We start from the raw sequence: 24,061 nt of genomic DNA, 5'->3' as shown, positions 1-24,061 counted from the left end.
GATCGCAGCTGCCGTTCAGGCGCCGCCCAGCTGCTGCCGGACGAAGTCGATCAGTTCGTCGTCGCTGGCGGACGTCAGGGTCTCGTCGACCGACGACGATTGCTCGGCGCGCTGGCCGGTGGCCCATTTCGCCATCAATGACTGCAGGCGCACGGCGACCTTTGCCCGGGCCAGTCCGTCGAGATCGGCGTCGGAGAATGCCACATCGAGCTCGTCGAGCTGGTTGAGGAACGACTCCACCGAATTGACGTTCCCACCGATGATCTCGTCGTGCAGGAACTGCGCGAGAGCGGACGCATTCGGGTAGTCGAAGATCAGGCTGGTGGGCAGCTTCAGGCCGGTGACGGCGTTGAGCCGGTTGCGCAGCTCGACCGCGGTCAGCGAGTCGAACCCGAGCTCCTTGAATGCGCGGCCGGCCTGGACCTCCCTGGTCGAGGTGTGGCCGAGGACGGCAGCGACCTCGGTGCGCACGAGGGTGAGCAGCGCGTCGGTCCGCTCCGGCCGGGTCAGCACCCGCATGCGCTCGCGCAGGCCGGTGCCGTCGTCCGGGCCGGCTTGCGCGTTCGACGGTGCCGCCTCGATTGGCTGCGCCTCGGGCAGGCCGGCGAACAGCAGCGACGGACGGACGGCCGTGAACGTCTCGGCGAACCGGCCCCACGCGACATCCGCCACGGTGATGCACTCGTCGCCGCCGTCGACGGCCCGCTCGAGTGCGGCGATCGCCAGGTCGGGCGCCAGCGGGAGCAGGCCGCGGCTTCGGAGGTACGCGTCGGCTGCGTCGGTCGCGGCCATGCCGGACCCGGCCCACGGGCCCCAGGCGATCGCGGTCCCGGCGTGGCCGCGGGTCCGGCGCTGCCGGATCAGCGCGTCGAGGAAGGCGTTGGCGGCCGCGTACGCCGCCTGGCCGCCGCTGCCCCACACGCCGGCGATGGATGAGAAGACCACGAATGCGTCCAGGCCCAGGCCGGAGGTCAGCGCGTCGAGGTGGACGGCGCCGGCGACCTTGGCCCGCACCGCCTCGGCGAAGGTCTCGAGGGTCGTGTCGGTCAGCGGTGTCGTGTCGGGCACGCCGGCGGCGTGGATGACGGCGGTCAGCGGGTACTCCGCCGGAATCTCCGTCAACACCCCCGCCAGCGCATCCCGATCAGCCACATCACACGCCACCACCGACACCACCACCCCCAACGCCGTCAACTCATCCACCAGCTCCGCGGCACCCGGCGCGTCCAGACCACGACGACTCGTCAACACCAGCCGCGGCACCCCACGACCAGCCAGCCACCGCGCCACATGCGCACCCAACGCCCCCGTCCCACCAGTCACCAACACACTGCCCCGCGGCACCCACACCGCCGGCGCCGCAACCCCCGACGCCCGCACCAACCGCCGCCCGAACACCCCCGAGGCACGCACCGCCACCTGATCCTCGGCATCACCAGCCAGCACACCCACCAGCCGACCGGCCGCAGCGCCGCTCAACTGACGCGGAACGTCAACCAACCCTCCCCACCACCGCGGGAACTCCAGCGCCGCGACCCGGCCCAGCCCCCACACCTGCGCCTGCACCATGCTGTGCAACGACTCCACCCGACCCACCGACACCGCACCACGCGTCACACACCACACCGGCACTCCCAGACCCGCATCATCCAAGGCCTGCAGCAGCAGCACCGTCGCGGCGACGCCGGCCGGCACCACGGCGCCCGGGCCGTGTCCCGTTTCGTCGTCGGCGAGCAGCGAGACGATGCCGGCGAGGCCGCCGGCCTGGTGGGCGGTGGCGCGGAGCCGGTCGCAGAGTGCGGCACGGTCTTCGTCGGGCCGCACCTGGAGCCGGACGGTGTCCGCGCCGGCGAGGTGCAGTGCCTTCTCGATGTCGGTGTGCTCGTCGGCGCCGGCGACCAGCAGCCAGGTTCCGGTGAGCGTCGCGGCGGCCGGTTCGGTGATGCTCTTCCATGCTTCTTCGTATCGCCAACCGTCCACGGTGGAGTCGGCACGGCGCCGGCGGCGCCAGGCCGAGAGCGCCGGCAGGACCGGCGCGACCCGCTCGGGGCCGTCCAGGCCGAGGCTGCTGGCGACCTCGGCGACGTCCTCGCGTTCGACCGCTTCCCAGAAGTCTTCCTCGGCGCCGTCGACCGGGCCGGCCGGACCGCTCGTCACGGACTCGGGCCAGAACCGGCGGTGCTGGAAGGCATACGTGGGCAGGTCCGCCCGGCGGCCGGGGTCACCGAAGTGCCGCAGCCAGTCCACGCCGACGCCGGCCGTGTGCACGCCGCCGAGGGCGTTGAGGAAGGACGTGGTCTCGTCGCGGTCGGCACGCAGGGACGGCACCAGCGTGAGGTCGCCGTCGTGCTCCGCCAGGCAGGCCTGCGCCATACCCGTGAGCACGCCGGACGGCCCGGCCTCCAGGAACCGGGTCACGCCGTTGGCTTCGAGCCACGCGACGCCGTCGGCGAACCGGACCGCCTCGCGCACATGCCGGACCCAGTAGTCGGCGGTGTACTCCTCGACCGGCTGCCCGGTCAGGTTCGACACGATCGGGATCCGCGGCGGTGCGTACGACAGACCGGCGGCGACCGTGCGGAACTCCTCCAGCATCGGCTCCATCAGCGGCGAGTGGAACGCGTGGGAGACCTTCAGCCGCGACGTCTTGCGGTCCGTGAAGAGCTGGTCGATCACCTCGGCCTCACCGGACACCACGATCGACGTCGGGCCGTTGACGGCGGCGATGTCGACCCGGCCGGCGAACGGCTCCAGCGCTGCCCGGACTTCAGCTTCGGTGGCCTGCACGGCCAGCATCGCCCCGCCGGTCGGCAGCGCCTGCATGAGCCGGCCACGGGCGGCGACCAGCGCGACCGCGTCGTCGAGCGACAGCACGTCCGCGACGTGGGCAGCGGCGAGCTCGCCGATCGAGTGACCCAGCAGGAAGTCCGGCTGCAGACCGAACGACTCGATGAGGCGGTACAGCGCCACTTCCAGCGCGAACAGCGACGCCTGCGTGTACACGGTCTGGTTGACGTCGGCGTCACGCAGGGGCTGATCCAGCAGGGTGTCGAACCGGGCGCAGACCGCGTCGTAGGCATCGGCGAAGGCGGGGTACCGCTCGTACAAGCCGGCGCCCATGCGGGCACGCTGGGCGCCCTGACCGGCGAACAACAGCGCCAGGCGACCGCCACCCGCGACGCCGCGGACGACGTTCGGGGCGGGCTCGTCACGTTCGACGGCGGCCAGGCCCGCGGCGAGGTCGTCCCGGTTCTCGCCGACGATCACGGCGCGATGTTCGAGCACCGCCCGGCCCGTGACCAGTCCGCGACCGATGTCGGCGGGGTGTTCGTCCGGCCGCACCGCGAGGTGCCGGCGCAGCCGGGCGGCCTGGCCCCGCAGACCTTCTGCGGTCTTCGCCGACAGCGTCCATGGCACGACGCCAGTCACCGGGTCCTGATCGGCCACCGCGTCGGCGTCCTCGTACGCCTCAAGGATGGTGTGCGCGTTCGTGCCGCTCAGCCCGAACGACGACACACCCGCCCGCCGCGGCCGACCCGACCCCACCCACGGCCGAGATTCGGTCAGCAGCTCCACCGCGCCCGACGACCAATCCACAAACGGCGTCGGCGCATCCACATGCAACGTCCGCGGCAGAACACCATGCCGCATCGCCAACACCATCTTGATCACACCAGCCACCCCGGCGGCGGCCTGCGTGTGCCCGATGTTCGACTTCACCGAACCCAACCACAACGGACGATCCACCGGCCGATCCTGCCCATACGTCGCCAGCAACGCCTGCGCCTCAATCGGATCACCAAGCTTCGTGCCCGTCCCGTGCGCCTCAACCACGTCCACATCAGACGCACTGAGACCGGAATTGACGAGAGCCTGCCGGATCACCCGCTGCTGCGACGGACCATTCGGCGCCGTCAGACCATTCGACGCACCGTCCTGATTCACCGCACTCCCACGCACCACCGCCAGGACCTGGTGACCATTGCGCTGCGCATCGGACAACCGCTCCAGCAACAGCACGCCACCACCCTCACCCCACCCTGTCCCATCCGCCGCCGCCGCAAACGCCTTACAGCGGCCATCACCAGCCAAACCGTCCTGCCGCGCGAACTCCACAAAGGCCCCCGGCGACGACATCACCGTCACCCCACCGACCACCGCCAAACCACACTCACCCAACCGCAACGACTGCACCGCCAAATGCAACGCCACCAACGACGACGAACACGCCGTATCGACCGTCACCGCCGGCCCCTCCAGGCCGAACACATACGACACCCGACCCGACAACACCGCCGCCGCATTCCCCGTCCCCACAAACCCATCCACCGACCGCTCCCCCGAACCGGCCACCACCCCCACGTAGTCCTGACCGTTCGTCCCCGCGAACACCCCCGTCCGCGAACCACGCATCCCGCGAGGATCGATCCCCGCCCGCTCGAACACCTCCCACACCAGCTCCAGCAACACCCGCTGCTGCGGATCCATGGCGAGGGCCTCCCGCGGAGAAACCCCGAACAACTCCGCATCGAAATCCGTCACACCATCAACAAACCCACCCACCCCAACCGGTAGACCCCCACCCCAACCACGATCCACCGGGAACCCTGACAACCCATCCACCCCACCCGACAGCAAACCCCACAACCCCTCCGGATCCACCACACCACCCGGCAACCGGCACGACATCCCCACAATCACCACCGGATCCCCACCATCCACAAAGGACGGAGAAACGACATCGATCGCGGTGTGGTCGGGAACCAGCAGGGTGCGAAGGCGTTCGGCAAGGGCCTCCGGGTTGGGGTGGTCGAAGACGAGGGTGGCCGGAAGCTGGGTGCCGGTCGCGGCGGTGAGGAGGTTGCGCAGTTCCACCGCGGTGAGCGAGTCGAAGCCGAGGTCACGGAACGCCGTGCCCGGCTCGACCGCTTGTGCGGTGGCGTGGCCGAGGACCGCTGCGGCCCGGGTCTGGACGAGTTCGAGCAGGGTGCGGCGCTGTTCGGCGACGCCCGTTCCGATGAGCCGGGCACGCAGGGCAGCTGCCGGGTCCGCGGCGGCCGGTTCGGCGTCGACGGGCGAAGGGGTGAGCGAGGCGAGAAGCCGCCCGCCACGACCGGCGGCGAAGCGGGTCCAGTCGACGTCGGCGACCATGACGGCGGGCCGGTCGGAGGCGGCCGCTGCCGCGAGCGCGGCGATGGCGCCGGCCGGGTCCATCGGCGGCATCCCACCACGACGCAGACGCTGCGCGACGACGTCGTCGGTCGCCATACCCGCGTCGGCCCACGGACCCCACGCGATCGACGTCGCGACCAGACCCCGGTCCCGACGCTGCTGCGCCAAAGCATCCAGGAACGCGTTCGCGGCCGCGTAGTTCGCCTGACCGGCACTACCGACCGTACCGGCGACCGAGGAGAACAACACAAACATCGACAGATCCAGACCAGCAGTCAGCTCATCCAGGTGCGCGGCCGCCAGAGCCTTACCACGCAGGACCGCCTCGAACTGCTCCGCAGTCAACGACTCCAGCACACCATCGTCGAGAACGCCGGCGGCGTGGACCACGCCCGCCAGGTCCTCGACACCGGCCAACAGTGCTGCGACCGCGTCCCGATCGCCCATGTCACACGCCACGACGGTGACGTGCGCGCCCAACGCGGTGAGTTCCTCGACCAGCTCCGGCACACCGGGCGCGTCCGGGCCGCGGCGGCTGGTCAGCACCAGCTCCGGGGCACCCTCCGCGGCGAGCCACCTCGCCACGTGCGCACCCAGGGCGCCGGTACCACCCGTCACCAGCACCGCACCCGACGGCGCCGCGAACGACGTGCCTGAAGCGGCCGGGACCCGCTCCAACCGGCGACCGAACACACCCGAGGCCCGCACCGCCACCTGATCCTCGACACGCTGCGCGAGCACCGCGACCAACCGGTCACCGGTCCGCCCATCCAACGTTTCGGGCAGGTCGATCAGGCCACCCCAACGCTGCGGCAGCTCCAACGCCGCGACCCGGCCCAGACCCCAGACCTGAGCCTGGATCGCGTCACGCAACGGGTCAGCCGCGCCGGTCGAGACCGCACCGCTGGTCAGGCACCACAGTTGGGCCGGGATCTCGGCGTCGCCGAGGGCCTGGGCGAGCGCGGCGGTCAGGTACACCGCCCGGTCGTCGTCCGGGACAACCGCGAGGACACCGGCGACAGGTCGGGCCTCGGTGAGCTGCAGCAGTTCTTCGGCAAGGCGCCACCGGTCGATGTCCGCGGGGTCGACGGTGAGCGTGACGATGTCGACCCCGGCCCGTTCCAGAGCGGCGGCGACATCGGTGTCGCCGCCGGGGGCAACGACAAGCCAGGTGCCGGCGAGCTGGGCGCGGTCGAGCCCGGTGAGCGGCTTCCAGACGATCTCGTACTGCCACGGGTCGGCCTCAGCAGCGACACCGTCGGCCGGTTCGATCCAGTAATGCTGCCGCTGGAACGCGTAGGTCGGCAGATCAACATGCCCACCGCCGGGCAACGCCGGGGCCCAGTCGATGCCGACCCCGTTGACGTGCAGGGCGGCCAGGGCGTGCAGCAGGCTGGTGGGCTCGTCGCGGTCCTTGCGCAGCGCCGGGGCCAGCACGGCGTCGCCGGTGAGGCAGCCCTGCGCCATCGCGGAGAGCACCCCGGACGGCCCGACCTCCAGGAACCGGCTCACCCCGTTCCCCGAAAGCCACGCGACCCCGTCAGCGAACCGGACCGCCTCACGCACATGCCGGACCCAGTAGTCGGCGGTGTACTCCTCAACCAGCTGGCCGGTCAGGTTCGACACGATCGGGATCTGCGGCGGCGCAAAAGTCAGGCCGGCAGCGATCGCCCGGAACTCCTCCAGCATCGGCTCCATCAACGGCGAATGGAACGCATGCGACACCGTCAACCGCGACGTCTTACGGTCCTTGAACAGCCCGTCGATCACCGACGCGTCACCGGACACCACGATCGACGTCGGACCGTTGACCGCAGCGACGTCGACCCTGCCGGCGAACGGCTCCAACGCGGAACGGACCTCCGCCTCGGTCGCCTGCACCGCCAGCATCGCCCCACCGGTCGGCAACGCCTGCATCAACCGGCCCCGCGCCGCGACCAGCGCCACCGCGTCGTCAAGGGACAGCACGTCCGCAACGTGGGCGGCGGCCAGCTCACCGATCGAGTGACCCAGCAGGAAGTCCGGCCGTAGACCGAACGACTCCACCAGACGGAACAGCGCCACCTCCAGCGCGAACAACGACGCCTGCGTGTACACGGTCTGGTTCACATCCGCATCCCGTAGCGGAACGTCCAGCAGCAGGTCGAACCGGGCACAGACCGCGTCGTACGCGTCGGCGAAGACCGGGAACCGCTCATACAGACCGCGTCCCATATCGGAACGCTGCGCACCCTGACCGGTGAACAGCAACGCCAGGCGACCCTCGCCTACCGAACCCCGCACCACATCGGCCGCCGCGGCGTCCCGCTCCAGCGCCGCCAGACCGTCGACGAACCCCGCCACCGAATCGGCGAGGACCACCGCACGATGCGGCAGCGACGCACGAGACACCGTGAGGGCCGCACCCACCACACCCGGAACAAGCGACGGATCCGCCGCCGCGAACTCACGCAGCCGCGCCGCCTGACCACGCAGCGCCTCCACCGAACGGGCCGACACCACCCACGGCACCGTGCCCGTCCAGCCCGGGGACGTCGAATGCTCCGCCGCCGGGGCCTGCTCAATGATCGTGTGCACATTCGTGCCACTGATACCGAACGACGACACACCCGCCCGACGCGGGCGATCCCCCACCACCCACGGCCGCGCCTCGGTCAACAACTCCACCGCACCGGCCGACCAGTCCACCTGCGGCGTCGGCTCATCCACGTGCAACGTCCGCGGCAACAACTCATGCCGCATCGCCATCACCATCTTGATGATCCCGGCGACACCGGAGGCGGCCTGCGTGTGGCCGATGTTCGACTTCACGGTGCCGAGCAGCAGCGGCCGGTCCGCGGGCCGGTCCTGCCCGTACGTCGCCAGCAACGCCTGCGCCTCGATCGGATCACCCAACCGGGTCCCGGTCCCGTGCGCCTCCACCACATCCACGTCAGCAGCAGTCAACCCAGCACCGGCAAGCGCCCGCCGGATCACCCGCTGCTGCGACGGACCATTCGGCGCCGTAAGACCATTCGACGCACCGTCCTGGTTCACCGCACTCCCACGGACCACGGCGAGGACCTGATGACCGTTGCGCTCGGCGTCGGACAGGCGCTCCACCAGCAGCAGACCCACACCCTCGGCCCAACCCGTACCGTCCGCCGCGCCGGCGAACGCCTTGCACCGACCGTCAGACGCGAGTCCGTCCTGCCGCGAGAACTCCGCGAACACCTCCGGACCAGCAATCACCGTCACACCACCAACCAGAGCCAGCTCACACTCACCAGCCCGCAACGCCTGAGCCGCCCAGTGCAGCGCGACCAGCGACGACGAACACGCCGTATCGACCGTGACGGCCGGTCCTTCCAGACCGAACGTGTACGCCACCCGGCCCGAGATCACACTGTTCGCACCACCGGTCAGCAGATGCCCCTCAGCACCTTCGGGGAGGCGGCCACCGATGCCGTACCCGGAGTTCGACGCGCCGACGAAGACACCCACCGAACGGCCGCGCAGCGACCGCGGGTCGACCCCGGCCCGCTCGAACGTCTCCCACGACACCTCCAGCAGCAGCCGCTGCTGCGGGTCCATGGCGAGAGCCTCACGCGGCGAAATGCCGAACAACGCAGCATCGAACTGCGACGCCTCGTAGACGAAGCCGCCGACCTGTGCGTAGCTCGCGCCGGCTGGAATCCGCCAGTGCCGGTCGGCCGGGAACGCCGACATGCCGTCACCACCGGACTCAACCAGCGACCACAGATCCTCCGGGGAGGCCACACCACCCGGGTACCGGCAACCCATGCCGACGATCACGATCGGATCAGCGTCCACAGTAGACGCCTGGACGGTGACGGATGCTATGGCCGTCTCGTTCAGGCCCAGGGCCGCGGCCAGGTGCTCGGCGAGGGCGACCGGGGTCGGGTGATCGAAGACGAGCGACGCCGGCAGCTGCGCACCGGTGTGGGTGACGAGCCGGTTCCGCAGTTCCACCGCGGTCAGCGAGTCGAAGCCGAGCTCCTTGAACGCGCTCGTCGGCGTGATGTCCGCGGTGCTGGCGTAGCCCAGGACCGCGGCGGCCTCGACCCGGACCAGCTCCAGCAGGGTGTGCTGCCGTTCCGCCGGGCGGAGTGCGGACAGCCGCCGGATGAGCGTCTCCTGGCCGGTGTCGGGGGCAGTGTCGGCCGGGCGCACCCGAAGCTGGGGCAGCTCGGCGAGCAACTGGCTGGGGCGGCCCGCGGTGAAGCTGCCGGCGAACCGTGGCCAGTCCACATCCGCGACCGCCACGGTGACGTCACCGTGGTCGAGGGCTCGGGCGAGGGCGGTCACCGCGAGGGACGGCGCCATGGCGTCGAGGCCGCGCCTGTGCAGATAGTCCCGGATGGTGTCGTCGGCGGCCAGGCCCGCGCCGGCCCACGGACCCCATGCGACGGACGTCGCGGCGGCGCCGCGGGCGTGGCGCTGCTCGGCGAGGGCGTCGAGATAGGCGTTGCCGGCCGCGTACGCCGCCTGCCCGCCGCTGCCCCAGAAACCGGCGATGGAGGAGAACAGGACGAACGCGTCGAGGTCGGCGGGGGCGAGCGCGTCGAGGTGGCGTGCGCCCTCGACCTTGGCTGCGAGGACGTCGGCGAACGCGGCGACGTCGGTGTCGTTGAGCTCGGCCGAGGCAGTCACGCCGGCGGTGTGCACGACGGCGGACAGCGGCGCGTCCGCCGGTACGCCGGCCAGGACGGCGGCGAGCGCGTCCCGGTCGGTCACATCGACGGCGGCGACCGTGACGCGGCTGCCGAGCGCGGTGAGTTCGTCGGCGAGCGCGGCGGCACCGGGTGCGTCGAGGCCGCGCCGGCTGGTGAGCAACAGGTGCGGGGCGCCGCGTTCGGCCGCCCAGCGGGCGACCTCCGCGCCGAGTGCGCCGGTGCCGCCGGTGATCAGTACCGTTCCACGCGGCTGCCACGGCGCGGCCGGTCCGGTGACCGGGGCGGGGGCGAGACGGCGGCTGTAGGCGCCGGACGGTCGGATCGCGACCTGGTCCTCGCTGCGCTGCGCGAGGACGCCGGCGAGGCGGTCCCCGGTCCGCGGGCTCAGGGTGGCGGGAATGTCCAGGAGGCCGCCCCAGCGGTGCGGCAGTTCGAGGGCGGCCACCCGGCCGAGCCCCCACAGCTGGGCCTGGGCTGGGCTGGTCAGGGGATCCGCCCGGCCGATGGAGACGGCGCCGCGCGTGACGCACCAGAGAGGCACGTCGATGCCGGCGTCGCCCAGCGCCTGCAGCACGGTCAGGGTCCGGGCGACCCCGATCGGGACGGCGCAGTGGTCGGGGTGCGGGTCGTCGGCGAGGCCGGTGAGCGCGAGCACGCCGGCGAGATCGCTCAGACCGGTGGTGTACTCCAGCAGGGCGCCGGCGAGCTCGTACCGGTCGGCTGCCACCTCGGGCATGGCGAAGAGCTGCGCGGTCGCACCGGCGCGGGTGAGCGCGTCGGCGATCGGGCCGGTGTCTGAGCCGGCCGGCGCGACGATCAGCCAGGTGCCGGTGAGCCGCCCGGCGGGCAGTTCGGTCAGCGCCCGCCAGTGCGCGCGGTGGCGCCAGGCGTCGACGACGGAGGCCTCCCGGTGCTGCCGCCGCCACGAGGACAGGACCGGCAGGACCGGGCCGAGCACGTCGGGGTCCTCGGCGCGCAGGACCCCGGTGAGCCGTTCGAGGTCCTCGCGGTCGACGGCGTCCCAGAAGCTCGCCTCGATGGCGTCCGGCTCGCCGGTGGCCGGCCGGTCGCCCGGGCGCACCGGGTCGAGCCAGTAGCGTTCGCGCTGGAAGGCGTAGGTCGGCACGTCGATCGTCCGGCCGCCGTCCGTGGCGAGGAGGCTCACCCAGTCGACGGACGCACCGACGACGTGGAGCGCCGCCAGCGCCAGCAGCAGGGTTTCGTGCTCGTGACGGTCGGCGCGCAGGGCCGCGACGAACGTGCGGTCGCTGTCGGGCAGGCAGGTCTGTGCCATGGCGGTGAGCACGCCGGACGGCCCGACCTCCAGGAACCTGGTCACCCCGTTCCCGGCCAGCCACGCGACGCCGTCGGCGAACCGGACGGCGTCCCGCACGTGCCGGACCCAGTAGTCCGCGGTGTACTCCTGCACCGGCTGCCCGGTGAGGTTGGAGACGATCGGGATCCGCGGCGGCGCATAGGTGAGGCCTGCGGCGACCGCCCGGAACTCCTCCAGCATCGGCTCCATCAACGGCGAGTGGAACGCATGCGAGACCTTCAGCCGCGATGTCTTTCGGTCCTTGAAGAGTCCGTCGATCGCCGACGCCTCACCGGACACCACGATCGAGGTCGGGCCGTTGACGGCGGCGATGTCGACCCGGCCGGCGAACGGCTCCAGCACTGTCCGGACTTCGGCTTCGGTGGCCTGTACGGCCAGCATCGCCCCACCAGCCGGCAGCGCCTGCATCAACCGGCCACGTGCCGCGACGAGCTGGATCGCGTCGTCGAGCGACAGCACCCCCGCGACGTGCGCGGCCGCGAGCTCACCGATCGAGTGTCCCAGCAGGTAATCCGGTTTGACCCCGAACGACTCCACCAGGCGGAACAGCGCCACCTCCAGCGCGAACAACGACGCCTGCGTGTACACGGTCTGGTTCACGTCCGCGTCCCGCAGCGGCTCGTCCAGCAGCGCCGCGAATCGGCCGCGGATGTCGTCGTACACCTCGGCGAAGACCGGGAACCGCTCACACAAACCAGCACCCATCCCGGCGCGCTGGGCACCCTGGCCCGTGAACAGGAACGCGGTGCGGCCGGTGCCGACGACGCCCCGCACGACGCCGGCGCCTCCGTGTTCCGCTTCGATCGCGGCGAGGCCGGCCCGGAACGCGTCGGTGTCGGCGGCGACGACGGCCGCCCGGTGTTCCAGCGTCGCGCGGCCGGCGGCGAGTGACACCGCGACGTCGGCGGGTGACACCGACGGGTCCGCGGTGATCACGGCCCGCAGCCGGGCGGCCTGCGCGGCGAGCGCCGGCCCGGTCCGCGCCGACAGCAGCCAGGCAACGGCGTCGCCGGTCGCGGGCGGGGTCACGGGCACCGGATCCGCGGGCGGCTGCTCGAAGATGGCGTGCGCGTTCGTGCCGCTGATGCCGAACGAGGAGACGCCGAACCGTCGCGGCCGCCCGGTTTCCGGCCATGGCGCCGCGCCGGTGAGCAGCTCGATCCGACCCTCGCTCCAGTCGACGTGGGGGGTCGGTGCGTCGACGTGGAGCGAGGGCGGCAGGACGCCGTGCTGCATCGCGAGGACCATCTTGATGATCCCGGCGACACCGGCGGCTGCTTGGGTGTGGCCGATGTTCGACTTGACCGAGCCGAGCCACAGTGGACGGTCGTCGGTGCGGTCCTGGCCGTACGTGGCCAGCAGCGCCTGCGCTTCGATCGGGTCGCCGAGTTCGGTGCCGGTGCCGTGCGCCTCGACGGCGTCCACATCGGATGGTGCGAGGCGGGCGCTGGCGAGGGCCTGCCGGATGACCCGCTGCTGCGCGGGCCCGTTCGGCGCGGTCAGGCCGTTGCTGGCGCCGTCCTGGTTGACGGCGCTGCCACGGACGACCGCGAGGATGCGGCGGCCGTTGCGCCGGGCGTCGGCGACGCGTTCGAGGACGAGGATGCCGACGCCCTCCGCCATGTTCGTGCCGTCGGCGGCCGCGGCGAACGGCTTGCAGCGGCCGTCGCCGGCGAGTCCCCGCTGGCGGCTGAACTCGGTGAAGATGCCGGGGTTGGTGATGACGGTGACGCCGCCGGCGAGGGCGAGCGAGCATTCGCCCTGCCGGATCGCCTGGACGGCGAGGTGCAGCGCGACGAGCGACGACGAGCAGGCGGTGTCGACCGTGACCGCGGGTCCTTCGAGGCCGAACTGGTATGACAGCCGCCCGGACATCACGCTGCTGGCGATACCGGTGAGCAGGTGCCCCTCGACCCCGTCGGGCAGGTCGACGCCGATGCCGTAGCTCGACGACGCGCCGCCGACGAACACGCCGGTCTGGCTGCCGCGTACCGAGGTCGGCGCGATCCCGGCGCGCTCGAACGCCTCCCACGACGCCTCGAGGAGCAGCCGCTGCTGCGGGTCCATGGCGACGGCCTCGCGGGGGGAGATCCCGAAGAGTCGCGCGTCGAAGCCGTCGGCGTCGGCGACGAACCCGCCCTCCCGGACATACGAGGTGCCCGGATGATCCGGGTCGGGGTCGTAGAGCGCGTCGAGTGCCCAGCCACGGTCGCCCGGGAACGGTGTGATGGCGTCCGCCTCGGCGGTGAGCAGCTCCCACAGGTCCTCGGGGGATTGCACGCCGCCGGGGAGGCGGCAGCTCATGCCGACGATCGCGATGGCGTCGTCGTCGACGCCGGCGTCGCGGTGGCGCACCGGGGCGGCGGGGGACGCCGCTGCACCGGCGATCCGCTCGTCGAGGTGGGCGGCGAGGACGGCCGGGGTCGGGTAGTCGAAGACGAGCGTGGCCGGCAGCCGGGTGCCGGTGGCCGCGGCGAGCCGGTTCCGCAGTTCGACGGAGGTGAGGGAGTCGAAGCCGAGGTCGCGGAAGGCCCGGTCGGCGTCGACGGCGCCCCGGTCCGCGTGCCCGAGGACGGCGGCGGCGTTGGTGGTGACGAGGTCGAGCAGCAGTTGCCGCCGGTCGTCCGCGGCGAGCGTCGCATATCGGTCGGCGAACGGCGTGGCCGCGGCGGTGCTCGCTGCGGCGCGGCGGACCTGCGGCCGGACCAGGCCACGCAGCAGCGCGGGGACCGGCACGCCGGCCGTGCGCAGCGCCGGCAGGTCGACGGCGATCGGCACCAGGTGCGGGTTCGCGTGGTCGACGGCACGGTCGAACAGGGCGAGGCCGTGGTCGTTGGTCAGGGTGCCGCCGATGCGGGTCTTGTCACGGTCCTCGAGGTGGCCGGTCATGGTTGAGGCTTCGGCCCACAGTCCCCAGGCCAGTGACAGGCCGGGCAGGCCGAGGCTGCGCCGGTGTGACATGAGGCCGTCGAGGAACGCGTTGGCGGCGGCGTAGTTGGCCTGTCCTGCGGTCCCGAACGTCGCCGATGCTGAGGAGAACACCACGAACCAGGCCAGGTCCATGTCCTTCGTCAGCTCATGCAGGAGTACCGCGGCATCCACCTTCGGACGCAGCACCGCATCGAGCCGGTCAGGGGTCAACGAAGCGAACACCCCGTCGTCCAGAACCCCGGCACAATGCACGACACCGGCCAACGCCCGACCGGCGATGACCGCGGCGAGGGCGTCGCGGTCGGCGGCGTCGCAGGCGACGACCTCGGCGTGGGCCCCGAGCTCGGCGAGGCGGTCGACGAGGTCTGTGGCGCCGGGCGCGTCCATGCCCTGCCGGCTCGTCAGTACCAGATCACGGACGTTGTAGGAACGCACGAGGTGTTCGGCGAACAGGCCACCGAGCAGACCGGTGCCACCGGTGATGAGGACCGTGCCCTGCGGCGCGGCCGGGACGGTGAACACGTTCTTGCCGATGTGTTTGGCCTGGCTCATGTGCCGGAACGCCGCCGCGGCCTCGCGCACGTCCCACACCGTCACCGGCGACAACGACAGCGCGCCCTGCTCGAACAACGTGACAATCTCGGTCTGGATGTCGCGGACGCGGGTCCACGCGGCCTGGGTCAGATCGAACGCCCGGTAGGTGATGTCCGGGCGGGCGCTCTCCGCGCCCCGGATGTCGGTCTTGCCCATCTCGACGAACCGGCCGCCGGGCGCGAGCAGCCGCAGCGAGGCGTCGACGTACGACCCGGCGAGCGAGTTGAGCACCACGTCCACGCCCCGGCCACCGGTCGCGGCCCGGAACGTCGCCTCGAAGTCCAGGTCCCGGGACGAGGCGATGTGCGCGTCGTCCAGCCCGAGACCACGCAGCGCGTCCCACTTCGACGGTGACGCGGTGCCGTACACCTCGACACCCCAATGCCTGGCCAGCTGCACCGCGGCCATGCCGACCCCGCCGGCGGCGGCGTGGACGAGGAGCGTGTCGCCCGCACGGAGGCCGGCCAGGTCGCGCAGTCCGTAGTAGGCGGTCAGGTAGGCGGTCGACACCGACGCGGCCTCGGCGAACGTCCAGCCGGCGGGCATCGGGCTGAGCAGGTTGCGGTCGGTGACCGCGAGCGGGCCGAACGTGCCATGGAGCGAGCCGAAGACCCGGTCGCCGGGGGTGAGGTCGGTGACGTCGGGTGCGACCTCGACGACGACACCGGCACCCTCGGAGCCCATGAGGGCCGGTTCGGGATACATCCCGAGGGCCATGAGGACGTCGCGGAAGTTGATGCCGGCCGCGCGGATCGCGACCCGGACCTGTCCCGGGAGCAGCGGCCCGGTGGCGTCGGGCGCGGGCACGAGCGAGAGGTGCTCAAGGGTGCGGTCGCCGACGATGTCGAGGCGCCACGCGTCGCTGCCGGCCGGGGGCCGCAGTTCGGTGGGGGGCAACGCCCGCGTGAGGCGCGGCCGCCAGGCCCGGCCTGCGCGCAGCGCGATCTGCGGCTCGCCGAGTTCGCCGGCGCCGGCGACGAGGCGCCGGGAGGCGTCGGTGTCGTCGATGTCGACCAGCGTCAGGCGGTCCGGGTTCTCGGACTGCGCCGAGCGCAGCAGGCCCCAGACGGCCGCGCCGGCCAGGTCGGACACCGGCCCGCCGGCCGGCACCGCGCCCTCGGTGAGCACGATGAGGTTGCTCCCGGCGGTGCGGTCGTCCGCCAGCCACTCCTGCACCGCCTGCAGGGCCCGACGTGCGGCGGCGTGGACCGCGGCGGCGTCGGGTCCGGTTTCCCGCCGCAGCAGTGGCAGCACGACCGTGGTCGGAGCGGCCAGGTCGCCGGGTGCCGTGAGGTGCGGCAGGCCCAGGAGTTCGGCGGTGTCGGGGTCGCCGAGCACCACTGCCCGCGCGTCACCGGTCGCCGCCGCCATGTCGTGCGACTGTGGCGCCCATTCCACGGTGAACAGGGCCTCGCGCAGGGCGGCGTCCTCGGGTGCGCCCAGCCGGTCCGCCGACACGGGGCGCAGGGTCAGGCTGTCGATGCTGGCGACGGGGGCGCCGGTGTTGTCGGCGATGTCGACGGTCACGCTGTCGGTGCCGGCGCTGGCGATCCGGACCCGGACGGCGGCCGCGCCGATGGCGTGCAGGTTGATGCCGGTCCACGCGAACGGCAGCCGGATCTCGCCGGGGGTGATGAAGTCGCCGAGGCTCGCGGCGTGCAGGGCGGCGTCGAGCAGGGCCGGGTGCAGACCGAACCCGGCTGCGGTCGCGGGGTCGGGCAGGGCCACGTCGGCGTAAACGTTTTCGCCGTGCCGCCATGCTTTGCGCAGGCCTTGGAATGCCGGGCCGTATCCGTATCCGGCTTCTGCGCCGCGTTCGTAGAACCCGTCCAGGTCGATCGGCTCGGCGCCGGGTGGGGGCCACGCGGTCAGGTCGAAGGCGGCGTTTGTGGGTTCGGCGGCGATGAGGCCGGTGGCGTGATGCGTCCAGGAGTCTTCGCTGCGGGACGAGATCCGGACCGGCCGATCACCGGTCTCATCCGGCGCCCCGACCCGAACCTGCAGGGTCACGCCGCCGGTGTCGGGGATGACCAGGGGTGCTTCGATCGTCAGTTCCCGCACCGCACCCGCGTGCAACGCGAGTTCGACGAACGCGGTTCCGGGCAGCAGCACCCGGTCCAGGACCCGGTGGTCGGCCAGCCACGGGTGGGTGCTCAGCGTTAGGCGACCGGTGAACACTGTGCCGTCGCCTTCTGCCAGGTGTACGGCGGTGCCCAGCAATGCCTCGCCCGCGCCCGACGGCCAGAACCGCTGCCGCTGGAACGGATACGTCGGCAGGTCCACGGTTCCCGTGTTCTCGCCGAGCGTCGTTGTCCAGTCGACCTCAATGCCCGCGGCCCACAGTTCGCCGGCGGAGCGCAGCATCCGGTCCCAGCCACCCTCATCGCGGCGCAGGGTCCCGACCACCACGTTGGCGCGTTCACCGACGCCGCCGGTCAACACCGGATGCGGGCTGACTTCGACGAACGCGGTGTGCCCGTCGGCGACCAGCGATGCGATGACGTCATCGAACCGGACCGGGTGACGCAGGTTGTCGAACCAGTACCGGGCGTCCAACGTGCTGCCGTCGATCAGTTCGCCCGTCACCGTCGAGTAGAACGGCAACCGGCACTGTTGCGCGGTCAACCCATCCAGAGCTGCGAGCAGCGGCTCCCGGATCGCCTCCACATGCACCGAATGGGAGGCGTAATCCACCGGGACCCGCTTCGCCCACACACCCCGCTCGGCACACGCTGCGGCGACGGTGTCCAAGCCTGCGTTGTCGCCGGACACCACAATCAGCCTCGGGCCGTTGACCGCCGCGACACTCACACCGTCGGGCAACTCACCAAGTTCGTCCACCGGGGCGCCGACGACCAGCATGCCGCCCGTGCCGGCCAAATCCCGCAACAACCGCGACCGCGCCGACACCACCAACGCACCATCAGCCAGGCTCAACGCACCAGCGACGACCGCTGCCGCGATCTCACCCTGCGAGTGGCCGACCACCCCAGCGACCTGGACCCCGAACGACTCCCACACCGCCGCGAGGGACACCATCACCGCCCACAGCACCGGCTGGACGACGTCGACCTGCTCCAGCCACTCCTGATCTTCACCGGTCAGGACCTCGACCAGGGGGAAGTCCAGCACCGCGTCGCACTCCCGCAACCGGGCCGCGAACACCGGCGAACTCTCCAACAGCTCCACCGCCATGCCCGGCCACTGACCGCCCTGGCCCGGGAAGACCAGCACCACACCAGTCGAACCCGCCGCCGCGTTCACCGGCTCGACCGTCTCCAGACCGGCGATGAAACCGGCCGCGTCCTCGGCCACAACCACGGCGCGGTGCTCCAGCGCGGCGCGGGTCGTCGCCAGAGCGCGAGCCACCGCCACCACGTCAGCGCCGGCGAGCGACGCCAGTTGTGCCGCCTGTGCCCGCAACGCCGCCGGGGACCTGCCGGAGATCAGCCACGGCACCGGACCCGCCACAACCGACGGCTCCACCACGGGCGACGGTTCGGGTTCCTCGACGATCACGTGTGCGTTCGTGCCGCTCATCCCGAACGACGACACACCCGCACGCCGCGGGCGGTCGCTACGGGGCCAGGACCGGGCCTCCGTCAGCAGTTCCACCGCACCCGAGGACCAGTCCACGTGCGGCGACGGCGCGTCCACGTGCAGGGTTTGCGGCAGCAGGTCGTGCCGCATGGCCATGACCATCTTGATGATGCCGCCCACGCCGGCCGCGGCCTGGGTGTGGCCGATGTTCGACTTGATCGAGCCGAGCCACAATGGGCTGTTCTCGGGGCGGCCCTGGCCATAGGTGGCCAGCAGTGCCTCGGCCTCGATCGGGTCGCCGAGCCTCGTGCCGGTGCCATGCGCCTCGACAGCATCGACATCGGCGGCGGTCAGGCCGGCGCTGGCAAGGGCCTGCCGGATCACCCGCTGCTGCGACGGACCGTTCGGAGCCGTCAGACCGTTGGACGCACCATCCTGATTGATAGCAGTGCCGCGGACCACGGCCAGGACCTGGTGGCCGTTGCGGCGGGCGTCCGACAGTCGTTCGATGAGGAGGAGCCCGACGCCTTCGCCCCAGCCGGTGCCGTCAGCGGCGGCCGCGAACGCCTTGCAACGACCGTCCGTGGCAAGGCCACGCTGACGGGAGAACTCGGTGAAGATCCCGGGCGTCGACATGACCGCCACACCACCGGCCACCGCCAGGGAGCATTCCCCGGCCCGCAGCGACTGCACCGCCAGGTGCAGCGCTACCAGCGACGACGAACACGCCGTGTCGACGCTGACGGCCGGGCCCTCCAGCCCGAACGCGTACGCGATCCGACCCGAAATCACACTCGCCGCAGTGCCCGTGGCCAGGTATCCCTCGGCATCAGACGAACCACCAGCCAACAACGCCAGGTAGTCCTGGCTGTTCGAACCGACGAACACGCCGGTCCGGGTGCCGGCCAGGGAGCGCGGGTCCAGACCGGCGCGCTCGAATGCCTCCCACGCCGACTCCAGCAACAACCGCTGCTGCGGATCCATCGCCAGGGCCTCACGGGGCGAGATACCGAACAGCTCCGCGTCGAAATCCGCGGCACCGCCGATGAACCCGCCCTCCCGCGTGTAGGAGGTACCCGGGTTGTCCGGGTCGGGGTGGTACAACGCCTCCACATCCCAACCTCTGTCGGCCGGGAATACCGTGATGCCGTCGCCGCCGTCGCGGACGAGACGCCACAGGTCTTCGGGGCTGTCGACGCCACCCGCGTAGCGGCAGCTCATCCCGACAATCGCGATCGGCTCATCAACCGGCCGCTGCACCACCGGTTCCGCCTCCACCGGACCGGCCTCGCCCAGCAACGCACCACGGAGGTGCTCAGCGAGGGCGAGCGGGGTGGGGTAGTCGAAGACCATCCCGACTGGCAGCGTCAGCCCCGTCACCGCACTCAATCGGTTTCGCAACTCCACCGCGGTCAGCGAATCGAACCCCAACGCCTTGAACGGCTTCCCAGGCTCCACCCCCGAAGCGTCGGCGTGACCCAGCACCGCGGCCACCTCCGAGCGCACCAACGCCAACACCACCTGACGCTGCTGCGAACCCGGAACCTCCAGCAAGCGGCGCCGCATCGCCGCATCGCCGCCGGACTCGGCGGCGGGGGGCACGGCAACACCAGGCAGCAGGTCGAACAAGCGGCTCGCACGGCCCGCGGTGAACACCTCACAGAACCGGGACCAGTCCACATCCGCGACCACGGCACTGCCGTCAGCGTGTTCCACGGCCGCGGCAAGCGCCTTCACCGCGAGCGCGGGCGGCATCGGCACGAGACCACGGCGCCGCAGGTATGCCTCCGCGCCAGCGTCAACCAGCATCCCGGCTTCAGCCCACGGGCCCCACGCCAGTGCCGTGCCTGCCTCGCCGCGCGCGCGGCGCTGCTGCACCAACGCGTCCAGGAACGCATTCGCAGCCGCATAAGCACCCTGACCACCACTACCCCACACACCGGCAATCGACGAGAACACCACAAACAGATCCAGCTCAACCCCGGCCAACAACCGGTCCAGATGCGCCGCACCGGCAACCTTCGCGCTCAACACCGCGGAGAACCGATCAAGCTCCACATCCGCGATCTCGACTGCGTCGTCCACCCCCGCCGCGTGCACCACACCCGACAACGGCAGGTCCGCCGGCACCGCGGCGAGCAACTCCGCGACCGCGTCACCATCAGCCACATCACAGGCGGCGACGGTCACCCGCGCACCCAACGCGGTCAACTCCTCCACCAGGCCCGCAACACCTGGCGCGTCCGGGCCACGACGACTCGTCAACACCAGATGCGGCACACCCACCCCGGCCAGCCAACGGGCGACGTGACCGCCCAGACCGCCGGTGCCACCCGTCACCAGGATCGTTCCCCGCGGCCGCCACACCCGACGAGCCGACACATCGAACGCCGGGGCGGTCACAAGCCTGCGCGCGAACACACCAGACCGGCGCACCGCAACCTGATCCTCACCAGCCTGAGCAAGAACGCCAGCCAGCACACCAGCCAGGTCCGCGTCGACCCGCTCGGGCAGATCAACCAGGCCACCCCAGCGATGCGGCTGCTCCAGGGCGACCACACGACCCAAACCCCAAAGCTGCGCCGCAGCCACAGCCGAGACCCGCTCGCTCGCATCCACGGCGACCGCGCCCCGCGTCACGCCCCACACCTTCGCCGACGACCCCAGATCAGCCAGCGCCTGAACCAGCACCACCGTCGCCGACACCGCCAACGGCATCACCGGCTCCAGATCAGAACCGCACACCACAACGACTCCGGCCGGTTGCGGCAACGCCCCCAGCCGGCGAGCCAGGGCAGCACGGTCCAGATCGGCGTCGGTCAACGGCAGCTCCACCGGGTCGGCGCCAGCCAGCCGCAACGCCTCCGCCACATCCCCAGCAGCGTCACCCGGGCCGGTCGCAACAACCCACGTGCCCGCCAGGGCTGACATCGTCCGGGGCAGACCCTCCCACGAGACGACGTACCGCCAACCATCCACCGTGGACCGGTCACGACGACCCCGCCGCCACGACGACAACGCCGGCAACACCGAATCCAGCAACCCAGCGTCGTCCAACCCCAACGCCCCAGCCACCGCACCCGAATCCTGACCCTCCACCGCATCCCAGAACCGGACCTCATCCGGATCAACAGACGCGACAACCGCCTCCTGCAGCCAGTACCGCTCCCGCTGGAACGCATACGTCGGCAGACCCACGACCCGGCCCTGAGGCACAACCCCGGCCCAGTCCACACCCGTGCCGCTGACGTGGAGCGTGCCCAGTGCGTGCAGGAAGGTGGTGGGTTCGTCGCGGTCCTTGCGCAACGCCGCGGCCAGCACGACGTCACCGGTCAGACACTGCTGCGCCATCGCGGTCAGCACCCCGGACGGCCCGACCTCCAGGAACCTCGTGACGCCGTTGGATTCCAGCCACGCGACGCCGTCGGCGAACCGGACGGCTTCGCGCACGTGCCGGATCCAGTAGTCGGCGGAGTGCACCTCGACCGGCAGGCCGGTCAGGTTGGAGATGATGGGAATGCGCGGCGGGGCATAGGTGAGGCCGGCGGCGACGGCGCGGAACTCGTCCAGCATCGGTTCCATCAGCGGCGAGTGGAACGCGTGCGACACCTTGAGCCGCGAGGTCTTACGGTCCTTGAAGAGCCCGTCGATCGCCGACGCCTCACCGGACACCACGATCGACGTCGGACCGTTGACGGCGGCGATGTCGACCCGACCGGCAAACGGCTCCAGCGCGGAAAGCACCTCGGCCTCGGTCGCCTGCACCGCCAGCATCGCCCCGCCGGCCGGCAGCGCCTGCATCAGCCGGCCCCGCGCCGCGACCAGCGCCACCGCGTCATCCAGCGACAGCACGTCCGCGACATGCGCGGCGGCGAGCTCACCGATCGAATGACCCAGCAGGAAGTCCGGTTTGACTCCGAACGACTCCACGAGGCGGAACAACGCCACCTCGACCGCGAACAGCGACGCCTGCGTGTAGACGGTCTGATTCAGGTCCGCCTCGCGCAACGGCTCATCCAGCAACGCCGCGAAGCGACCGCAGATGTCGTCATACACCTCGGCAAAGACCGGGAACCGCTCACACAGACCAGCACCCATGCCGGCACGCTGGGCGCCCTGACCGGTGAACAGGAACGCGGTGCGGCCCGGCGCAACCGAGCCGGTGACCAGCTGCGACCCGCTGCCACCGGCGGCCAGGGTTTCGAGGGCGGCGGTGAGGCTGTCACGGTCATCGGCCAGGACCACCGCCCGCTGCTCGAGCGCGGCCCGGGTGGTCATCAGCGACCATGCCACATCAACGAGGTCCAGCTCCGGGTCGGCGTGCAGCAGTTCCCGCAACCGGCCCGCCTGAGCCTGCAGCGCAGCCGTCGACCGGGCCGCCACCACCACCGGCAGCACGCCACCCATCCGCGGCGTGACACCGGCGTGCTCCGGCTCCGCCGCCGGCGGGGCCTGCTCGATGATGGTGTGTGCGTTGGTGCCGCTGATCCCGAACGACGACACCGCCGCACGACGCGGCCGACCCGTCTCCGGCCACGACCGCGACTCGGTCAACAACTCCAGCTCACCGACACCCCACGACACGTGCGGGTTCGGCGCGTCGACGTGCAGCGTCTGCGGCAACGTCCCGTGCCGCATCGCCATCACCATCTTGATCACACCAGCCACACCAGACGCAGCCTGCGTGTGCCCGATGTTCGACTTCAACGACCCCAACCACAACGACCGACCCGACCCCCGGGCCCGCCCATACGCCACGTGCAACGCGTGCGCCTCGATCGGATCGCCGAGCCTCGTCCCCGTACCGTGCCCCTCCACCACGTCAACGTCATCCGCCACCAACCGCGCATTGGCAAGCGCCTGACGGATCACCCGCTCCTGCGACGGACCGTTCGGCGCCGTCAACCCGTTCGACGCACCGTCCTGGTTCACCGCGCTGCCCCGCACCACCGCCAGGACCTCATGCCCCAACCGGCGCGCGTCGGACAACCGCTCCACCAGCAGCACCGCGACGCCCTCAGACCAGCCGGTCCCGTCCGCGCCAGCCGCGAACGACTTACACCGGCCGTCACCAGCCAGACCACCCTGCCGGGCGAACTCCCCGAACACCGCCGGGCTCGGCATCACCGTCACCCCACCAGCCACCGCCAGACTGCACTCACCAGCCCGCAACGCCTGCGACGCCAGATGCAACGCCACCAGCGACGACGAACACGCCGTGTCCACCGTCACCGCCGGGCCCTCCAACCCCAGCGCATACGCCACCCGACCCGAAATCACACTGTTCGCGGTGCCGGTCAGCAGATAGCCGTCGCCCTCACCGGTCCCACCAAACCCATAACCGGACGTCGACGCACCGACGAACACACCCGTGCGGGTCCCGCGCAGCGACAGCGGATCCAGCGACGCCCGCTCCACCACCTCCCACGCAGCCTCCAGCAACAACCGCTGCTGCGGATCCATCGCCACAGCCTCACGCGGACTGATCCCAAACAAGGTCGCATCAAACCCGGCCGCGTCCGCGACGAACCCACCAACCCTGGCGAAGTCCCCATCCACGGACTCCCAGCCGCGATCGGTCGGGAACCCACTCATCGCGTCGACGCCACCGTCGACGAGACGCCACAACTCCTCCGGCGAGGACACCCCACCCGGCAGCCGGCAGCTCATCCCGACGATCGCGATCGGCTCCGATTCGGCGTTCAGCAGCTCCCGGTTCTGCTGCCGAAGGCGCTCGATCTCCTTCAGGGAGGCGCGCAGTGCCTCAACGGTCTTCTCGGCGCGGTCGCTCATGAGGTTCTCCCACGTAGGC

1 protein-coding gene is annotated in these 24,061 nt (G+C 71.5%); it reads right to left on the bottom strand.

Going from position 1 to position 24,061, the window contains the following annotated elements:
• Positions 1–15: 15 nt before the first annotated feature.
• Positions 16–24,042 carry a type I polyketide synthase gene (locus ACFPIJ_RS00490; RefSeq protein WP_380112506.1) on the bottom strand — a complete coding sequence of 8,009 codons (24,027 nt, stop codon included), beginning with the start codon at positions 24,040–24,042 and terminating at the stop codon, positions 16–18.
• Between the last annotated feature and the right edge of the window lie 19 nt (positions 24,043–24,061).

It is taken from the genome of Dactylosporangium cerinum (assembly GCF_042653625.1).
GTDB classification, from domain to species: domain Bacteria; phylum Actinomycetota; class Actinomycetes; order Mycobacteriales; family Micromonosporaceae; genus Dactylosporangium; species Dactylosporangium cerinum.
This window is presented reverse-complemented; position numbering and strand designations above follow the sequence as displayed.

Coding starts and splice junctions, on each gene's coding strand:
- ACFPIJ_RS00490 (WP_380112506.1), bottom strand. CDS start 24,042: ATGAGCGACCGCGCCGAGAAGACCGTTGAGGCACTGCGCGCCTCCCTG.